The organism is Brachyspira hyodysenteriae ATCC 27164, from assembly GCF_001676785.2.
Classification (GTDB): Bacteria; Spirochaetota; Brachyspiria; order Brachyspirales; family Brachyspiraceae; genus Brachyspira; species Brachyspira hyodysenteriae.
Genome location: NZ_CP015910.2, coordinates 1,053,834 through 1,072,433, shown reverse-complemented (window position 1 = coordinate 1,072,433; position 18,600 = coordinate 1,053,834). Strand labels below are relative to the sequence as shown.

At 28.7% G+C, this 18,600-nt stretch carries 16 protein-coding genes; 3 read left to right on the top strand and 13 right to left on the bottom strand.

All coding sequences use genetic code 11. The features are described 5' to 3' along the window. Positions 1-78 precede the first annotated feature (78 nt). Positions 79-1,197 carry a radical SAM/SPASM domain-containing protein gene (locus BHYOB78_RS04825; protein WP_012669681.1) on the top strand — a complete coding sequence of 373 codons (1,119 nt, stop codon included), beginning with the start codon at positions 79-81 and terminating at the stop codon, positions 1,195-1,197. 18 nt (positions 1,198-1,215) lie between these two features. On the opposite strand, the gene uvrC is transcribed toward BHYOB78_RS04825, so the two are convergent. The 9 genes from uvrC to BHYOB78_RS04780 all read right to left on the bottom strand — a co-directional run bounded on the left by uvrC (position 1,216) and on the right by BHYOB78_RS04780 (position 13,026). After that, on the bottom strand, positions 1,216-3,057 hold the full coding sequence (gene uvrC, locus BHYOB78_RS04820) for an excinuclease ABC subunit UvrC (RefSeq protein ID WP_020064385.1): 1,842 nt from the start codon (positions 3,055-3,057) through the stop codon (positions 1,216-1,218). Between the two features lie 160 nt (positions 3,058-3,217). Further along, on the bottom strand, positions 3,218-3,616 hold the full coding sequence (locus tag BHYOB78_RS04815) for a phosphoribosyltransferase (RefSeq protein ID WP_012669679.1): 399 nt from the start codon (positions 3,614-3,616) through the stop codon (positions 3,218-3,220). 26 nt (positions 3,617-3,642) lie between these two features. Then, the gene (gene pheT, locus BHYOB78_RS04810) at positions 3,643-6,066 is read right to left on the bottom strand and encodes a phenylalanine--tRNA ligase subunit beta (protein WP_020064384.1); all 2,424 of its coding nucleotides are present in this window, start codon (positions 6,064-6,066) and stop codon (positions 3,643-3,645) included. Between the two features lie 172 nt (positions 6,067-6,238). Next, on the bottom strand, positions 6,239-7,258 hold the full coding sequence (gene pheS, locus BHYOB78_RS04805; RefSeq protein WP_012669677.1) for a phenylalanine--tRNA ligase subunit alpha: 1,020 nt from the start codon (positions 7,256-7,258) through the stop codon (positions 6,239-6,241). Positions 7,259-7,370: 112 nt separating this feature from the next. Then, positions 7,371-8,183 carry a DUF4037 domain-containing protein gene (locus BHYOB78_RS04800; RefSeq protein WP_020064383.1) on the bottom strand — a complete coding sequence of 271 codons (813 nt, stop codon included), beginning with the start codon at positions 8,181-8,183 and terminating at the stop codon, positions 7,371-7,373. Between the two features lie 140 nt (positions 8,184-8,323). Continuing rightward, complete coding sequence (locus tag BHYOB78_RS04795) at positions 8,324-9,253, bottom strand: Rpn family recombination-promoting nuclease/putative transposase (protein ID WP_020064382.1); 930 nt, start codon at positions 9,251-9,253, stop codon at positions 8,324-8,326. Positions 9,254-9,393: 140 nt separating this feature from the next. Then, positions 9,394-10,734: an MATE family efflux transporter gene (locus tag BHYOB78_RS04790; protein ID WP_020064381.1), complete on the bottom strand. Its 1,341-nt coding sequence runs from the start codon at positions 10,732-10,734 to the stop codon at positions 9,394-9,396. A 15-nt stretch (positions 10,735-10,749) separates the two neighbouring features. Beyond that, positions 10,750-11,637, bottom strand: a complete 888-nt coding sequence (locus BHYOB78_RS04785; RefSeq protein ID WP_012669673.1) for a DUF58 domain-containing protein — start codon at positions 11,635-11,637, stop codon at positions 10,750-10,752. A gap of 240 nt (positions 11,638-11,877) precedes the next feature. Next, a complete protein-coding gene (locus BHYOB78_RS04780) occupies positions 11,878-13,026 on the bottom strand; it encodes an ankyrin repeat domain-containing protein (protein WP_020064380.1) in 1,149 nt (382 codons plus the stop codon). Between the two features lie 170 nt (positions 13,027-13,196). Between BHYOB78_RS04780 and BHYOB78_RS04775 the strand changes: the two genes are divergently transcribed. Together BHYOB78_RS04775 and BHYOB78_RS04770 are read left to right on the top strand one after the other, a co-directional pair. Beyond that, complete coding sequence (locus tag BHYOB78_RS04775; protein WP_020064379.1) at positions 13,197-14,039, top strand: MBL fold metallo-hydrolase; 843 nt, start codon at positions 13,197-13,199, stop codon at positions 14,037-14,039. An 86-nt stretch (positions 14,040-14,125) separates the two neighbouring features. Beyond that, positions 14,126-14,542 (top strand): MarR family winged helix-turn-helix transcriptional regulator, encoded by a 417-nt coding sequence (locus tag BHYOB78_RS04770; RefSeq protein ID WP_313900606.1) that lies wholly within the window; start codon positions 14,126-14,128, stop codon positions 14,540-14,542. Between the two features lie 51 nt (positions 14,543-14,593). Here the strand turns inward: BHYOB78_RS04770 and BHYOB78_RS04765 are convergent, their stop codons facing one another. From BHYOB78_RS04765 to BHYOB78_RS04750, 4 genes are all read right to left on the bottom strand, one after another. Further along, the gene (locus BHYOB78_RS04765) at positions 14,594-14,968 is read right to left on the bottom strand and encodes a group III truncated hemoglobin (protein ID WP_020064378.1); all 375 of its coding nucleotides are present in this window, start codon (positions 14,966-14,968) and stop codon (positions 14,594-14,596) included. A 303-nt stretch (positions 14,969-15,271) separates the two neighbouring features. Then, positions 15,272-16,114, bottom strand: coding sequence for a 3-hydroxyacyl-CoA dehydrogenase family protein (locus tag BHYOB78_RS04760; RefSeq protein ID WP_012669668.1), 843 nt, complete (start codon positions 16,112-16,114; stop codon positions 15,272-15,274). A gap of 87 nt (positions 16,115-16,201) precedes the next feature. Continuing rightward, complete coding sequence (locus tag BHYOB78_RS04755; protein ID WP_012669667.1) at positions 16,202-16,978, bottom strand: enoyl-CoA hydratase-related protein; 777 nt, start codon at positions 16,976-16,978, stop codon at positions 16,202-16,204. 176 nt (positions 16,979-17,154) lie between these two features. Further along, a complete protein-coding gene (locus tag BHYOB78_RS04750; RefSeq protein ID WP_020064377.1) occupies positions 17,155-18,342 on the bottom strand; it encodes a thiolase family protein in 1,188 nt (395 codons plus the stop codon). Positions 18,343-18,600: the final 258 nt, after the last annotated feature.

Here is an 18,600-nt window from a genome sequence, read left to right as displayed (position 1 = left end):
AATCTCTTATATTTTTTATATAATATATAACCATTATAAATATTGAAATTTATAAAATTATGTATTAAGATAAAATTTATGAATAATGTATCAGTGCTAATCAAACCATCATCATCTTTATGCAATATAAATTGTAAATACTGCTTTTATATAGATGAAGCCAAAAACAGAAAAATAGAAAATAACGGCATTATGACTGAAAAAGTTATGAAAGCTATAATAGATAAAGTTCTTCAAAATGCTGATAAAAATGCATTGTTTTCATTTCAGGGCGGAGAGCCTACAGTAACCGGTTTTGAATATTTTAAATCGTTTGTAGATTATGTGAATATCAGCAATAAAAAAAATATCAATATAAATTACAGCATACAAACTAACGGTTTATTGATAGATGATAAATGGTGCGAATTATTCAAAGAAAATAATTTTTTGGTAGGACTTTCTTTCGACATAATAAAAGATATACATGATGATTACAGAGTAGATAAAAGTAATAATGATACTTACAACAGAGTATTAGAAACTAAAAAGCTATTCGATGCGTTTAATGTAGAATACAATATACTTACAGTTCTCACATCCGAATTATCAAAATATCCTAAAGACATATATGAGGAAATAAAAAAACTTGATATAAAATATACTCAGTTCATACCTTGCCTATCTGAAATGAATTCATATAGTACAGAATATTCTATAAAACCTAAAGAATTTTCAAACTTCTATAAAGAAATATTTTCATTATGGAAAGAAGATTTTTTTAATAATAATTATTACAGCATACAGTTCTTTGACAATATCATTCCATTATTTTTCGGAGGCTATCCTCCTATGACTTGCGGTATAAACGGAAAATGCACAAATCAAATAATAATAGAAAGCAATGGAGATGTTTTTCCTTGCGACTTTTATTGTTTAGATGATTATAAAATAGGAAATATAGCTGAAGATGATTTAGTGCAGATTTATTCAAGCAGCAAAGCAAAAGACTTTATAAATGAAAAATCAAACAGAATAAATGATGATAAATATGCATTATGCCGTTCTTGTAAATATCAAAGAGTATGCAGCTCTGGATGCAAGAGAATGGAAAACAATATGTATATAGATGAAAGCGGAGAGTTTTGCGGATTTAAAGATTTTCTTGACTATGCTATAAATGATATGGCTATAGTATGGAAGATGGTATCAAGATAATTTTTTATAATAAATAACTCATTTATGAAAATGATCATATATATTATTTGCTGCTTTATAGCTTATTCCAGGTATATTTCTAATGCTTTCAAATGATGCATTTTTTATATTGTCTATATTTATAAAATGAGAATATAATTTCTCTATAGTTTTCTTACCTATTCCCTCTATGCTTTCAAGTTCGCTTCTGACCATCTCTCTGCTTCTTTTCTTACCATGACTGCTGTTAACCCATCTGTGAGTTTCATCTCTTACCTTCTGTAAAAATAATCTTGCAGGCTCATTATCGCTAAGCTGTACAGGTTCATTTCTATTTGGCAAATATATCTCCTCAAACTTTTTAGCTAATGCCATTATAGGCTGACCTTTTATATCAAGTTCCTTCAATGCCTCTATAGCTGAATTAAGCTGTCCTTTACCTCCGTCTATAAGTATTAAGTCTGGGAAAGTAAGGTTCTCATCTCTTAATCTTTTGTATCTTCTGTAAACTGCCTCTTTTATTGAAGCGAAGTCATCTATTCCTGTAACTGTTTTCATATTGAATATTCTATAATTCTTATTGTCAGAAACTCCATTAACAAATCTCACCATTCCAGCCATAGTATAGCTTCCCTGAATATGTGCTATATCGAAAGACTCTATTATGCTAGGAGCTTTTTTCAATTTGAATATTTCCTGAAGTCTTGTTATTCCTAAAGGTACTTCTCTTATCAATGCTTTTTCTTTGAATAAATGTTTGGCATTTTCATTTGCTATTGCCATTAAACCTTTTCTGCTTTTATCTAATTTTATATCAACATCTCTTCCTGAAACCTGCTTTAAATAATCCTTTATTATATCAACATCATTAAGAGGAAAATCTGTAGATATAGAAGCCGGTATCAAATTGGCATGAGTATAATATTGAGTAAAGAATGCAGATAGTATTTCAGAATATTTTGACATACCATTTTCATTATAATAATCTTCATCATTAGGAGACTGCATACTGAAAGTTTTTCTGTCTGCAAGTTTGCCTCCTTTAACCGATAAAATTACTATAGTATAATTGCCATTCTCTCCATAAGCTCCTATTATATCAATATCATCGCTTTCTGGAATATAAATACTCTGCTCTACTGTTATATATTTAAGCAAATCAATTTTATCTCTCAAATCTTTAGCCGCTTCAAACTCCAGCTTTTCAGCATGAACAAACATTTCCTGTTTTAATCTAGCCACCAATTCATCAACATTGCCCTCAAGCACCATTACAGCATCATCTATAGTTTTATCATACTCTTCTTCAGTGATTAAATCGGCACAAGGAGCTGTACATTTTCCTATATGATGATAAAGGCATGGTCTTATAGCTCTTTTAAGCGGAAAATCATATTTACATCTTCTTAATTTGAAATTATCAATTATAAACTTTACTATATTATCCGCCCTTTCCGCAGCGACATAAGGTCCGTAATACTTTTTATATTTTCTGGCATTATCTTTATCTATTACATTTCTAGCCTTTATAACTCTTGGAAAATGCTCATTTGTAATTGCTATAAATGGAAATGATTTCTGATCTTTAAGAAGTATATTATAATGAGGCTTATGCTTTCTTATCATCTCAGCTTCTAATATCAAAGCCTCAACTTCATTTTCTGTAAGTATATATTCAATATCTCTTATATGCTCAACTAATGCTGTTGTCTTAGCATCTTTATTTGAATTATTAAAATATGATGATACTCTTTTCTTTAGAGATTTTGCCTTACCTATATAAATTATTTCGGATTTGGAATCCTTCATAAAATATACTCCGGACTTATCCGGAATACGTTTTAATTTATCATGTATATAACTTTTAACGTCCTGATTCATAATTATCAACTTTTTATCAATTATACATAAAATAAAAAACTTTGTCAAAGCAAAAGTATACTATATATTACTTTGTATTTAAATATAAAAAAACAAACATAATCCTATAAAAATATAAGAAAATGTTTGTTTTATATTTATTAAAGTAAAATACTTACAATTATTTACTAGAAGCTTTAGTCTCCCAAGGAAATAAAAGCCAATTATCATGATTAATATTTTTATAACTATATCTAGGCTTTATTTTGCTTGTATGCTCTCTTACAAATAAAGTAGCAATATCAAATTTCTGATCATCAAAATATTTTAGAGTTTCTCCTGTATCAGATATATCATCAACAATCAAAGCAGCTTTATTCTTTACTTTCAATCTCCAAACTTCTTCCATATTTAATACCATAGGAATTTTAAGTCTATGAGAAAGCATAACAGCAGGAACTAATCCTCCTCTTGCCAATCCATAAATAACCTCATAATGAATCTTTGAATCTTCTATTTGTTTTGCTAATACTTCTATAGCTTCATCTATATTTTCCCAAGTGATTATATCGTATTCCATTATAAAACCTCTTTAATACTAATAAATTAAACACGTAAATTTATATCAAATCTTGTTTTAAGCATTTCAAGCAAAGATTTTTCCACATTATTAATATCTTCTTCTCTTAAAGTTTTATTAGGATCATAATATGTTATAGATATTGCTATTGATTGTTTTCCATCTTCAACCTGTTCACCTACATATCTATCAACTACATTAACATTCTGTATGATATTATTAAATTTACTTATAGATTTAATAACCTTGCTGAACTCTATATTATTAGAGCAAACCAAAGCTAAATCTCTAAATACAGCAGGATATTTACCTATATCTTTTAATTTCTGCTTTTTAACTCTCTCTTTAACTAATTTCAAAGTCTTTCTAATATCAATATCCAAGAAATAAACTTCACCGCTTATATCAAAAAGTTTAAGAAGTTTAGGATGAAGTCTTCCAATGATACCTATTTTCTCCCCGAATATAACAATCTCACCAGACATAGTAGGTATAAGCCATTTATGTTCTTTAGGTATCAAATTATAATCAGTACATTTTAAATCTTTTATTAAAAGCTCTTCAATAACTCCGCTCATATCAAAGAAGTCATAAGCTCTAGCATCCTTATTCCATAACTTTTCCTGATAAAGTCCGAACATAACAGCAGATAAATGCTTTTCTTCTACAAAGTTATCATTTTCTTTATAGAAAATATTTCCAACTTCAAATAAAGCACCGTTTTTATGTCTATGATTCTGATTATAAGCTACACTATTAAGAAGAGAAGCTAAAGTTGTAGGTCTTAAAACATCCATATCATTAGTTAATGGATTTACTACTTTTATAAGTTTTTCTTCTTCTATTCCTAAAGACTTAAATACATTACTGTCTCCCATAGAATACTGTTTAGTTTCATAAAGTCCGTAAGAAGCCATTCTATGCTTAACAAAGCTTACTTCAGAATAGTCTGTATTTATAGGATTACATTTGATATGAGGTACATTAGAATCTATATTATTATATCCGTAAACTCTAGCTATTTCCTCTATCAAATCCTCTGCTATAGATAAATCATGTCTGTAATAAGGTATTTCTACTTTTAGGTTATTCTCTCCAAGTGCTACAGCTTTAAATCCGTATCTTTTGAATATAGAAGATATTTCCATCTTATTCATATTAAGACCTAAATATCTTTTTACAAGTCCGCAGTCAAATACTATTATATTAGCATCAAACTGTTTAACATTAACCTCTTTAGATCTTGAAGCTATTTTGCATGAATTATCTAATGTAACTATTAAATCAACAACTCTATTTAAAGCTGCAAGAGTAAGAGTATGGTCTATATCTCTTTCAAATCTGTATGAAGCATCTGTTTTTGTATTAGTTGCTATTGTAGATTTTTTTACAGCTATATGATCGAAATAAGCACTTTCTATTAAAATATTTTTAGTTTCATTTTCAATTTTAGTAGAATCACCGCCCATAACTCCAGCAACACCTATAGGCTTTTCACTGTCTGCTATAACTAAAACATCATCTGTAAGATCTATTTCTCTGCCGTCAAGTAAAGTAATTTTTTCTCCGCTTCTGGCATTTCTAACTATTATTTTACCATCTTTTATTTTATCGAAATCATAAGCATGCAAAGGCTGTCCATATTCAAGCATAACATAGTTTGTAACATCTACTATATTATTTATAGGATTGATTCCGCACATTTTTAATCTTTTCTGCATCCAATCAGGAGAAGGTCCTACAGTTATATCTTTTATAAGCCTTCCTACATATTTATAACAGCTTTCCTGATTTTCAACAGTTATATCTATATTACCGCCTGCAGCATCATAAGTATTAACAGAAGGTATGCTTACTCTTCTTTCTAAAACCAAAGAACATTCTCTGGCAAAACCTATAATACTTACTAAATCTCCTCTGTTTGCTGTGATTTCAACATTGAATATATGATCTGTACTTCCTACTATAGTTGAAAGAGAATTACCTAATATACTGTCTTTATCTGCATGTACTTTTTCTATATCTTCATCTAATATCCAAATTCCGTAAACGCCTTCAGCTTCTTCATAGCCCAATTCAGTTCTTGAACATATCATACCATTACTTTCAAAACCTCTTATAGAAGCTTTTTTTATTGTTAATCCGTTTGGAAGTTTAGAACCAATCATTGCTATAGGTACATATATGCCTTCTTTTACATTAGGAGCGCCGCATACTATTGAGAGTGTATCTCCATCACCAACATCAACCTTACATACACTTAATTTATCTGCATCTGGGTGTTTATGAACAGATATTATTTTACCAATAATGACTCCTGGTATATCTCCTCCGGTAGTCTCTATTGATGAAATTTCACTTCCTGCTAGTGTTATCTGTTTGGCAATTTCCTCTACACTAAATCCGTCTAAATTAACAAATTCTTTTAGCCAACTTAATGGAACTCTCATTATTATATCCTTAATTTAATTCACTTATAAAAATATTTTATTATCTATATGCTCGCCAACCCTAAAGGGTGCCTACTTAACTGCCTATAATAAGCAAATAAATTTTATTTGCTGGCCTAGGCTCATTTTTTTATTATCACTATATATTACATATTACTTATTAGGCTTACTTTTACCATTGCTTTAAGAAATCTATATCATTTTCATAGAACATTCTTATATCAGTAATACCATACTTAATCATAGCTACACGTTCTATACCCATTCCAAAGGCAAAACCTGTATATTTAGTTATATCATATCCTACATGTTTAAATACATTAGGGTGAATCATACCGGCTCCCATAAGCTCAAGCCAGCCTTCGCCTCCGCAAGTTTTACATCCGCTTCCGCCGCATATTACACAAGTAGCACTCAAATCAGCACCAGGCTCTACGAATGGGAAAAAATCAGGTCTTAATCTTATCTGTGTCTTATCTCCAAACATTCTTTTGCAGAATAATTCTAATATACCTTTCAAATCATTAAAACTTATTCCTTTATCAACCATAAGTCCTTCAACTTGATGGAATACAGGAGAATGTTTTGAATCTATAGCATCTCTTCTAGCACATTTACCAGGAGAAACAACAGCTATAGGCGGAGGAGTTTCAAGCATAGTTCTTATCTGCATACCTGATGTATGTGTTCTAAGTACATGCTCCTTAGATATAAAGAAAGAATCATGACTGTCTCTTGAAGGGTGATAATAAGGTATATTTAATGCCTCAAAATTATGGAAATCATCTTCTATTTCATTACCTTCCACAACTCTGAAACCTATTTCTGTTAAAATAGAAACTATTTCCTCTTCTACTCTAGTAAGAAGATTAATTGATGCAGATTTAGGCCTTCTTCCAGGCATTGTTATATCTATTTTGTTTTTTTCTAAAGAAGATAAAAATTCTTGTTCGGATATTGAGTTTTTCTTTTCTGATAAGGCATTCTCACAGTAATTCTTTATCTCATTAATTTTTTTTCCGAACTCTTTCTTCTCCTCAATATTATCTATAGAAGATAAACTTTTCAAAAGTTCTGTAATCTTTCCCTTTCTTCCTAAATAACGAATTCTTATATCATCTATTTCTGACTGAGTATTAGCATTTTCTATGCTGTTTTTTAAAAAGCTATGAAGCTCCTCTAGATTCTCCATTGATTTTTCCTATTAAATACAAAATTAAAATACCACAATATTATATCATGAAATTATATTCAATACAATAAAAAAAAGATATAATATATTAATGAAATTTATGAATAATAATTTACAAAATTTTTTCAATATTTTCAATAAGAATTTTTACTTTTTCTAAAATATTTTTATCATTCTGCTCATAAAATATAACATTTTTTATATCTTTTTCAAAATTATCAGGTATTTTACTGCATAATTTTAATACATACTGCACAAGTTTCTTTTCTCCAACATGAAGCTCTTTATTCAAAGCAAATAAAATATCAAAATACGATGATAATATAGCAGTTATTCTATGATTAATACTAACAATATCACCTCTTTTTACTGCTTTCTCTAATTGTTCATAGAAAGATGCTGTTTTTTTACCATACATAACATTAAAATTCTTTTCTATTATATTGTTTTTTAATTTTTCAGGATATTCCAAATTTAATTCATCTTGAAATTTTTTAAATTTTCCTTCTTTATCATAAAGTATATTAGAGTTCTTAATATTGTATAAAAAAGCAGTAGTATAGCCTATCTTTGAATTGCATCCTCTCCATACATATTCCAGCTCTCCTTCAATCCAAGATAAATCCCTATACATAAAATCCAAACATATACCGCTTTCTTTAAGTATAATCTCATCACCATATTCAAAATAATCATTTCCTATTTCAGAGTAAGATGCATACTTCAAAGCAAATTCTTTTCTTGATTCTATATCTTCTTTATTCTTTGTTAATCCTTTAGAATAAACATAAATATCATAATCAGACATATCATCATTAATTAAACTGCTTCTTGAACCAGACAAAACTATAGAATCAATATTATTATTCTTAGTCATTATCTTTATATAATCATCTATAATATAACTAACATCATTTAAATTCATAAATTTATCCTAATTTTTATATCTTTATAATTTGTATATTTAAGAATTAATTATTATATTTAAAATAATTAACATGATCTAACAGTTATATTATACTTACAATATATACACACTTCCAAATACTTATATAAGATTTTTTATTATAGTTTATTTATTTCTTCTATAGTTAAACCTGTAATTCTGCTTATATCTTCATTATTCATATTCATATTTTTCAAATTCAATGCTATAATTTTTGCTCTGTTTATTTCACCTTGTTCTATGCCTTGTTCTATGCCTTGTTCTATACCTTTCTGAAATCCTATCTCTATACCTTCTTTTTTTCCTGCTTCTCTTTCATATTGCAACATGGCAGCCTGTCCATAAAGAAAAGTATCTCTTTCATTATAGGCTGACATCTCCTTATCATCAGCTACAAATCTTTTATATTTATCTATAACTTTAGGCATTATATCATTACCTCCTATAAGTTTATCAATATCTTTTTCTAAATCTTTTGTAGTAAAAAAATCAATCCAAGACAAAAGTTTATTTTTATTATAGTCATCTATACTAGTATTTTTTAATATTTCTGCAAATCTTTTAATCTCTATAAAATGTATCTGAAAATCGTCCAATCTAAGAGTAGGATTATAAATATCTGCAAATGTAAAACATTTATGTTCTTTTCTTATATCAGTTTCACTTCCTATATCTAAATTAAAATTTATGAAACTAATACTAATCATTTTACTTATATTAATATATAAATTACTTTCTTTTAATTCAGAAGCTATATTTTTAGCTATGTAGTATAATATTCTTTTTATAAAATTGTTATTTCCAACTAATTGTATTTCAATAAGTATCTTCTTACCATCTTTAGTTTTTGCTTTAACGTCAAGAATAGACTCTTTTAAATTTTCATTTTCAGGTAAGTTATAAGGATTTATAATTTCAAGATTACTTACAGACTCAAAACCAGCATCATTTAGAACAGCGTTAACAATATTTTCTAATATATCCTCATCGCCTTGTTTACCTATTAGATATCGTACAAATAAATCATTAAGTCTGTTAATCTCTTTCATACTTTTATTATACTAAAAACATTTTAATTTGTCAAAATAAAGCTACAAAATAAAATTTACATACTAACTAATATAACATTATCAATGAAATATATAAATTTCTGAAAAAACAACATTTTTTATAATCATCTTAACAATATTCAATTATTTTTAATTTTGAAAGCATATTTATGAAAATATATACATGTTGGAATTATACCTATAGCCCAGCCTACAGGATTTGCAAACCATACTCCTATATATCCAAAAGGTATAGATAAAAATACAGAACCTCCTACCTTTATAACAAGTTCAGTTATACCAGAAATTAATGGAATCAATGCCTTTCCTATGGCTCTTACAGAATTATTATATAAAACTATTATACCTAAAAATGGATAGAATACAGAAGATATTCTCAAATAACCCTTACATATTTCTGATATTATATCTATATATTCATCTTTACTTGATATGAATATTCTCACCAAATGATCACCAAATAAAAATATTATAGCAGCGGCCAATATACTCAATGATAAAGAAAGTAATATTATGCTTTTAAAACCTTCTTTTATTCTATCAATCTTACCAGCTCCGAAATTTTGTGCTGTGTATACGGCAAAAGCCTCAGAAATAACAAAAAATGCCATAGAAGCAAATTGATTTATTCTGTTTCCTGTAGTGTATGATGCCACAACATTAGTACCGAAAGTATTAACTACACCGCTTATAATCATCTCGCCTATTGATAAGAATATAGCCTGCACACTCATAGAAACACCTATTTTTATTATCATAAGTAAATTATCAGAGTCAAATACCATATCACTTTTACTCAATTTCAAAATAGGAAATTTCTTTATAATATAGAGTATGCTTAAAAAAGCTGAAATTACTTGAGATATTACAGTGGCTATTGCGACACCGGTAACATTCATATTTAATAAAACTACAAAAATTAAATCCAATATAATATTAAGTATAGTTGTAAGTATCAAAAAATATAAAGGAGTTTTACTGTCTCCCAATGCTCTTAATATACTAGCTGCCCCATTATAAAAAAGCTGTCCGAATGATAAGCCTACACATATTTTCAAATAAATTATAGAATTTTCTATTATATCATCAGGAGTCTTCAAAAGAATCATCAAAGGCTTTGAAAAAAATAAACCGAATATCAAAAGTATTAAAGAACTTCCTAATGTTACATAAATAGAGTTTAAAAAAGTTCTTCTAAGCATATTATCATTTTTAGCACCGAAGAACTGTCCCATAACTATAGAAAAAGCATTAGTAAAACCTACTGCAAATGATAAAAAGAAAAACATAGTTGAAGTTGTTGCCCCTATAGAAGCTAAAGCTCTGGAACCTGCAAATTTTCCTATGATAATAGTATCTGCAACGCCGTAAAACTGCTGAAATATTCCTCCTATAAGCATTGGTATAGAGAAATATATTATAGTTTTAAATGGACTTCCGACAGTCATATCTTTTGTCATAATAAATCCTAAAATTTATCTTCTTCTTTTGACAAAAAACTTCATTACATCATTAACATAATCACTGGAAGTATCAAGAATTATACGCTCAATAGAATTTCTTTTCAAAAAATCAAGTCTTTCTTCCATGATTCTATTCTGCTCATTAAAATATTCTTCTCTTATTTTTTTATTAGACATATCAAAATAAACATAATCATTATTTTCTAAATCAGACAATACTAAAGTACCTCCCAAACTAGGAAGATGATACTCTAGTTTATCATTAACCAAACATACTATAAAATCATGACGTTTTCTTGTAATATCTATTTCTTTTTTTGGAAGTTCAGAACAGGCATCTGTAATTAAAAAAGTAATGCTGTCTCTTTTTTGTATTCTATTAAAATATTCTAAAGCATTAGCTACATTAGTCTGAGTACTTTTAGGATCAAATTCTATAAGCTCTCTTATTATTCTAAGTACATGATTTTTACCCTTGTTTAAAGGAATAAATTTCTCTACTGTATCAGTAAATATTAAAAGCCCTACTTTATCATTATTTTTTAAAGCAGAAAAGCTAAGCAATGCACTAAGCTCTACTATTAGATTATGTTTTGTTTTAGTGAATCCGAAATCAGTAGAGGCTGAAAAATCCGCAAGTATTACAACGCTAAGTTCTCTCTCCTCTCTGAATCGTTTAATGAAAGGCTCATTATATCTAGCACTAACCTTCCAGTCCATAGCCCTTACATCATCGCCTACAGTATATTTTCTTACTTCATCAAACTCTATACCTTGACCTTTGAAAGCAGAATGATACTGTCCTGCAAAATAAGAGTTAACTATTCTTGAAGTTTTTATCTCTATCTGTCTTACGGATCTAAGTAAATCCTGAGTTGTTATATTGCTGTCTTTAAACATTAATACCCTAATTATTTTTTATTGTGAATAATATTATATTATTAATCAGTAAAAAAACAATACCCATCAATCATAATGAATAATTAAAAATTATTATTTTTATTGCTGCAAGGATCATATATAAACATCAAATAAATTATTGACTATATGTTATTATTATAGCTACAATAAGCTAACTCGATTTTTATTTTTTATATAGCCATTAATCAAATTTTTTATATTTGAGTTTCAAGTATTTTTCTATTTTGCACCATTGGCTTTAAGAAAATTAACCATTTCTTCCTGATCTTTTTCTTTTGCCATGCTCAATGCTGTTTTTCCATTATCTGCTTTATGATTTATATCGGCTCCTGCATCTAGTAAAACCTGAGCCATTTCCAAATTTCCTTTAATAGCAGCTCCCATTAATGCAGTATATCCTTCATTAGTAGTAGCTCCAATATCAGCACCTGCATTTAATAAAGCTTCAACTATTACTATATGATCCTCTATAGCTGAAACTATCAATGGACGATATCCCACATTATCAGGCTTATTAATATCAGCATTATTCTTTATTAATTCTTTCACAATATCGCTGTAGCCATCTATACAAGCAGCTAATATAGGAGAAGTACCATCATCAGCTGTTATATTAATATCAGCATTATTCTTTAATAATTCTCTTACAACATCTGTTCTTCCAAATCTTGCTGCATATATTAAAGCACATCCTCCATTAGAACCTTTTTCATTTATATTTGCACCGGCTTTTATTAATTCTTTAACAATACCTACATCTCCAATAATAGCTCCCATCATTATTGCTGTATCACCATAATTATTTTTCTCATTAACATTAACTTCTAATTTTATAAGCTCTCTTACAATATCAGTATATCCGCTGTCTGATGCTACCATTAAAGGAGTACTTCCATTAACATCTTTTATATTCACTTCAGCTCTAGCATTTACAAGCATTTTAAGAACAGACAAATTTCCATTGACGCAAGCCCACATTACAGCAGTCCAGCCGTCTTTATTTTTTAAATTTAAATCAGCTCCTTTTGATATTAAAATCCTTATAGTGCTAGTTTTTCCCTCCAATACCGCAGCCATAACAGGAGTATTGCCAAAACTATTGCCCATATTAATATCAGCCCCATTTGACAATAATTCCTCCACTATTTTATCAAAACCAAGAAGAGAAGCCCATATAAGAGGTGTATTGCCTTCTGCATCTTTAACATTTACATCTGCCCCATCTCTTATTAATTTTTGTAAAGTCTTAATATCATTATTAGCTATAGCTTTTATTATTGGTATACTTACAGGAGGCTCCTGAGATTCCTGAGAGTATAAAATAAATGCTGATAAAAGAAAAATTACAATTGATAACTTTCTTAACATAATAACTTCCAAATTATAGTATTATGTTATTATAACATATATGAAATATTATTATAATCATTAATATGTAATTTTTTAATTTTTTTAATAAAAAAGAATTATTCATATTGACAATAGTACGTATACGTATTATTATTTATAAGTAAATTGAATAAGGAGGTTTAGAATTGATGTTATTTTGGCAAAAAACTTTTTTCATTTATTTTTTAGTAACTTTTTCAGTATTTGCAGCTGAAAAAACTCCAATGGATTACCTAAACGATAATACTCCTCTAAAACCAACTAAAGTATTTGATAATGTATATTGTATAGGTTCTGTGAGTGTTGTCGCTTGGGTAATAACTACATCAGACGGATTAATATTAATAGATTCTATGTGGGATGACAGAGATGCAAAACTCATAGAGGATGGTATTAAAGGTTTCGGATTGGACCCAAAAAATTTAAAATATATAATATTAAGCCATGGGCATGGAGATCATTACGGCGGAGCTAAATATTTGAGAGAAAAATATGGAGCTAAAGTTATACTCACAAAAACAGACACTGATTTAATATACAATCTAAATACAGGAGCAAATTCTCCTCGTTCTCCAAAAACAAAAGTTGATATATATTCAAAAGATAAAGATATAATAAAACTAGGAGATACAAGCATAACTATATTAGAAACTCCTGGACATACTGCAGGATGTACTTCTTTTATATTCCCTGTTAAATTCAGAGGAAAAGAATATACTGCTGTACTTTGGGGAGGAACAGGACTTCCAAAAGATAGAGATTTAGTATCAAAATATAAAAAATCAGCTGAATACTTTAAAAAAGAAGCTATATCAAGAAATGCATCTATATCATTAACAGCACATTTATTCGCTGACAATGGATATGCTAATTTAGAAAAAGCAGGCAATCTAAAAGCAAATGAACAAAATCCATTTATTATGTCAAAAGAAAATATGGAGAAATATTTAAACTCTTTAATAGAAAGAGCTGAAAAAGAATTAAATAAATAAAAAACAAAAGCAATTATTAACAAAAAATAAAATATATGCTATCATAATAACAGTTTATGATAGCATTTTTTTATTAGGAGTTTAATATTAAAAATATAGGATATGATGTTTGTTATACTGCTAGAAAAATATATCAGTATATAGGAAAACAAATAAATGAATTTGATATTACCCCAGAACAATTAATAGTATTAAAAGAACTTGCTAAAGAAGAAGGTATATCCCAAAAAGAATTATCATTCAGACTCGATAAAGATCAAAATACAGTAAAAGCCATGATAGACAAATTGGAATTAAAATCTTTTATAATTAGAAAAGAAAATAAACTTGATAAAAGAGCCTTTTCATTATTTCTAACAGATAAAGCAAAAGAAAAGCTTCCAATTATGGAAACTTATGAAAGTAAAGTTTTAGAAAATATAGTAAAAGAATTAAGCGAAGAAGATACAGATAAATTTGCATCAATATTAGAAAAAATTAGAAAAAATATATCAGATCTATAGAGGCAAAGGATAATTCATAACTATAAAATATCCTCCGCCTTAAAATATTATTTATTGCTGAAATAATACTGCTTTGAAATTTTTAGCAATATTACAAGCAACTTCATAAAAATGTTCAGATGCTTTTTCTTCAAATACTTGATCTAAACATTCTTTAAATAAATCAAGCCAAATATCAAATAGTTTAATATCGAAAGGAAGTAAATTAATATGAGGCTGTACAGGATTTCCCATATATAAATTTTCATTCAAAAGCATAGTTTTCCAAAATTTAGCTATTTTTTCTTTATGTCTTTCCCAAGAAGCATCATCAATACCAACTGCCCCATTAAATATAGGACCTAATTGTTCATGTGTTCTAATTTTGGCATAGAATATATCCATTAATTTTTCTACACCTTCATTGTTTATTTCATTGTATTTCATATTTTATCCCCGCTTTTATAATATAATTTTGTTATATAATATAATAAAAAATTTAAATATGATCAAACTCTATAGTTTTTATAATAAAATTTTTTATCATTTTATTAAAAAAATTAAAAAATACTTACAAACGACATAAAATTACACAATATATAATAATACCATAGAACTGTAATAATTTATTATATATAATAAAAAATGTTTTATTTTTTTATTTCTGCAATATTTTATAAAAAAATACGGGAAGATAATTTACATATCTTACCCGCATTTTATTATAGATATAAATGAGTAAAAATAATATTATTTCTTAGTATAATCGTAGAAACCTTTTCCAGTTTTTTGTCCTAGTAAACCGCCTCTAACCATTTTTCTAAGTAAAGCGCTAGGTCTGTATTTAGGATCTCCAGTTTCTTTTTGTAGAACTTCCATAATAGCAAGAACGATATCAAGTCCTATTAAGTCTCCTAAAGCTAAAGGTCCCATTGGGTGATTAGCACCTAATTTCATAGCATTGTCAATACCTTCAGCTGAAGCAATACCCATAGCATATAAGTCAATAGCTTCATTGATCATAGGAACAAGTATACGGTTAACTACGAAACCAGCTGTTTCTTTAACTTCTACAGGAGTTTTTCCTATTTCTTCAGATATTTTAATAATTTTATCAACGATATCTCTAGGAGTGTTAAGTCCAGAAATAACTTCAACCAATTTCATAACAGGAGCTGGGTTAAAGAAGTGCATACCTACAACAGGTCTGCCTACACCAGCACTTATTTCTGTAATAGAAAGAGAAGAAGTGTTAGAAGAGAATATACAATCAGGTTTACAAATTTTATGTAATTCAGAGAATGTTGTTTTTTTAACTTCTAAATTTTCAAAAGCAGCTTCAATAATCAAATCTGCATCTTTACAAATCTCTTTTAAACCAGTAGTAATTTTAGCTAAAATTTTATCAGCATCAGCCTGCTGCATTTTACCTTTAGCTACTCTTCCAGCAAAACCTTTAGCAATTTTCTCTTTACCGCCTGCTGCAAATTCTTCTTTTATATCGCATAAATAAACTTCATAGCCTTCTGTTTGAGCAAAAGCTTGTGCTATACCAGAACCCATAGCACCTGCACCAATTACACCTACTTTCATTTTATAACTCCTTAAAATTTATTATTATTACTTGTTATAAACTGCTATTATATTAATAATAGCTAGTTTACAACTTTAAATATTTTATTATTTATTAACAAATTTTTCAACTTTTCTTTTTTCTAAGAAAGCTTTCATGCCCTCTTTTTGATCTTCAGTTTCAAAACAAGCACCGAATAATTTTTCTTCTATAACAATAGCTTTATCCATATCTACTTGTAAGCCTTCATTAATAGCTTTTTTACAATTACGTACAGCTATAGGGGCAGCAGCAGCTATAGAATTAGCTAATTTTTCAGCAGCTCCCATAAGTTCTGCCTGAGGATAAATTGCATTAACAAGTCCTATTCTTAATGCTTCATCAGCTTTAATATTTTTACCGGCATAAATCATTTGTTTAGCCATACCCATACCAACGATTCTAGGAAGTCTTTGAGTACCTCCGAAACCAGGAGTGATTCCTAATCCTACTTCAGGCTGACCGAATACAGCATTGTCAGAACAAATACGAATATCGCAGCTCATAGCTATTTCACATCCTCCGCCTAAAGCGAATCCATTAATAGCTGCTATTACAGGAATAGGGAAAGTTTCTATTTTTCTAAATACATCGTTTCCTTTTTTACCAAAAGCCTCTCCCTCTGCTTTGCTGGATGTACTCATTTGAGATATATCAGCACCTGCAACAAAAGATTTATCGCCTGCGCCTGTTAAAATTAAACATCTTATATTATTAACATCTACAGAATCAAAAGTTTTTTCGATTTCATCTAAAACCTGAGAATTAAGAGCATTAAGAGCTTTTTCTCTGCTTATAGTGATAATACCAATCATACCTTTTTCTTCATATTTAATGAATTCCATTTTGTCTCCTTATCACATTAAAATTGTTATTATTAACCATAATTTTAATATTTTATATACTAGCCTTTATATTTTAATAATACAAAGGCTAGTATTTAATAACCTTCTTAGTTAAAAGTTATTTCATTAAATAAATCAGACTTAAACACTATCTATTATTAAAAAGTACTATTCTACTATTCTCTTTCCACTATAGTAGCACAACCCATACCGCCGCCAATACAAAGAGTAGCAAGTCCTCTCTTAGCATTTTTAGCTTCCATTTCATGAAGTAAAGTAACAAGGATTCTACATCCAGAAGCACCTACTGGGTGTCCTAAAGCTATAGCACCGCCATTAGGGTTAAGTTGTTTTTCTACATCGATACCTAATTCTTTACCAACTGCAACTGACTGAGCAGCGAAAGCTTCATTAGATTCAATGATATCGAAATCTTTAATAGTTAATCCTGTTTTAGCCATTAATTTTTTAGTAGCTGCAACTGGTCCGATACCCATAATTCTAGGTTCAACACCGCCTAAACCGCCTGCAATCCAAGTAGCCATAGGTTTAATACCTAATTCTTTAGCTTTTTCTTCGCTCATTACTACTACTGCAGCAGCTCCGTCATTAATACTAGAAGAGTTACCTGCTGTTACTCTTCCACCATCTGGTTTGAATGCTGGTTTTAATTTAGCCAAGCTTTCTACTGTAGTTCCAGCTCTAGGGCCTTCATCTTTATCAAATACGATATCGCCTTTTTTAGTTTTGATAGTTACAGGTACTATTTCTTTTTTGAAAGCACCAGCTTCCTGAGCTTTAATTGCTTTCTGCTGAGAATTAGCAGCAAATGCATCTAATTCTTCACGAGTAAGTTTCCAATCATCACAAACGTTTTCTGCTGTAATACCCATATGGTAATTATTGAATGCATCTGTTAAAGCATCATTAACCATAGTATCTATTACTGTATCATTACCAAGTCTGTAACCATAACGAGCTTTTTTAAGAGCATATGGTGCTAATGACATATTTTCAGTACCGCCTGCTACCACGATATCAGCATTTCCAGCAGCTATCATATTAGCAGCAATGTTTACAGCATCAAGTCCTGAACCGCAAACAACATTTATTGTCATAGCAGGTACTTCTACTGGTAATCCTGCTTTTATAGAACTTTGACGAGCAACGTTCTGACCTTGTGATGCTTGTATAACACAACCCATATATACCATATCAACTTGATTAGGAGCTACTTTAGCTCTGTTCAATGCTTCTTTTATTACTATTGCACCCAACTCTGCAGCTGGAACTGTACTTAAAGATCCGCCCATACTTCCTATTGCAGTACGGCAAGCACTAGCTATTACTATTTTTCTAGACATTTTTAATCTCCAAAGAATTATTAAATTCCACATTTCTATTCATGTGTTGCCTTTAGTATAGTACATTTTTTTATCAATTTCAATTAAATCTTTATATTTTTTTTATAATACCTAACTACAGTATATTATCCATTAAATTTAGTTCATAAAATAATCAAAATAAATACCTAACTAGTACATAATTATGAAAAAAAATAATACTGCTATTTATAAACTAACACATATATATGCTATATAATTTATATCTTTTTATTAATT

What these genes read in the sequence shown, in the direction of transcription:
- BHYOB78_RS04825 (WP_012669681.1), top strand. Translation starts at nt 79, where the DNA reads ATGAATAATGTATCAGTGCTAATCAAACCATCATCATCTTTATGCAAT.
- uvrC (WP_020064385.1), bottom strand. Translation starts at nt 3,057, where the DNA reads ATGAATCAGGACGTTAAAAGTTATATACATGATAAATTAAAACGTATT.
- BHYOB78_RS04815 (WP_012669679.1), bottom strand. Translation starts at nt 3,616, where the DNA reads ATGGAATACGATATAATCACTTGGGAAAATATAGATGAAGCTATAGAA.
- pheT (WP_020064384.1), bottom strand. Translation starts at nt 6,066, where the DNA reads ATGAGAGTTCCATTAAGTTGGCTAAAAGAATTTGTTAATTTAGACGGA.
- pheS (WP_012669677.1), bottom strand. Translation starts at nt 7,258, where the DNA reads ATGGAGAATCTAGAGGAGCTTCATAGCTTTTTAAAAAACAGCATAGAA.
- BHYOB78_RS04800 (WP_020064383.1), bottom strand. Translation starts at nt 8,183, where the DNA reads ATGAATTTAAATGATGTTAGTTATATTATAGATGATTATATAAAGATA.
- BHYOB78_RS04795 (WP_020064382.1), bottom strand. Translation starts at nt 9,253, where the DNA reads ATGAAAGAGATTAACAGACTTAATGATTTATTTGTACGATATCTAATA.
- BHYOB78_RS04790 (WP_020064381.1), bottom strand. Translation starts at nt 10,734, where the DNA reads ATGACAAAAGATATGACTGTCGGAAGTCCATTTAAAACTATAATATAT.
- BHYOB78_RS04785 (WP_012669673.1), bottom strand. Translation starts at nt 11,637, where the DNA reads ATGTTTAAAGACAGCAATATAACAACTCAGGATTTACTTAGATCCGTA.
- BHYOB78_RS04780 (WP_020064380.1), bottom strand. Translation starts at nt 13,026, where the DNA reads ATGTTAAGAAAGTTATCAATTGTAATTTTTCTTTTATCAGCATTTATT.
- BHYOB78_RS04775 (WP_020064379.1), top strand. Translation starts at nt 13,197, where the DNA reads ATGTTATTTTGGCAAAAAACTTTTTTCATTTATTTTTTAGTAACTTTT.
- BHYOB78_RS04765 (WP_020064378.1), bottom strand. Translation starts at nt 14,968, where the DNA reads ATGAAATACAATGAAATAAACAATGAAGGTGTAGAAAAATTAATGGAT.
- BHYOB78_RS04760 (WP_012669668.1), bottom strand. Translation starts at nt 16,114, where the DNA reads ATGAAAGTAGGTGTAATTGGTGCAGGTGCTATGGGTTCTGGTATAGCA.
- BHYOB78_RS04755 (WP_012669667.1), bottom strand. Translation starts at nt 16,978, where the DNA reads ATGGAATTCATTAAATATGAAGAAAAAGGTATGATTGGTATTATCACT.
- BHYOB78_RS04750 (WP_020064377.1), bottom strand. Translation starts at nt 18,342, where the DNA reads ATGTCTAGAAAAATAGTAATAGCTAGTGCTTGCCGTACTGCAATAGGA.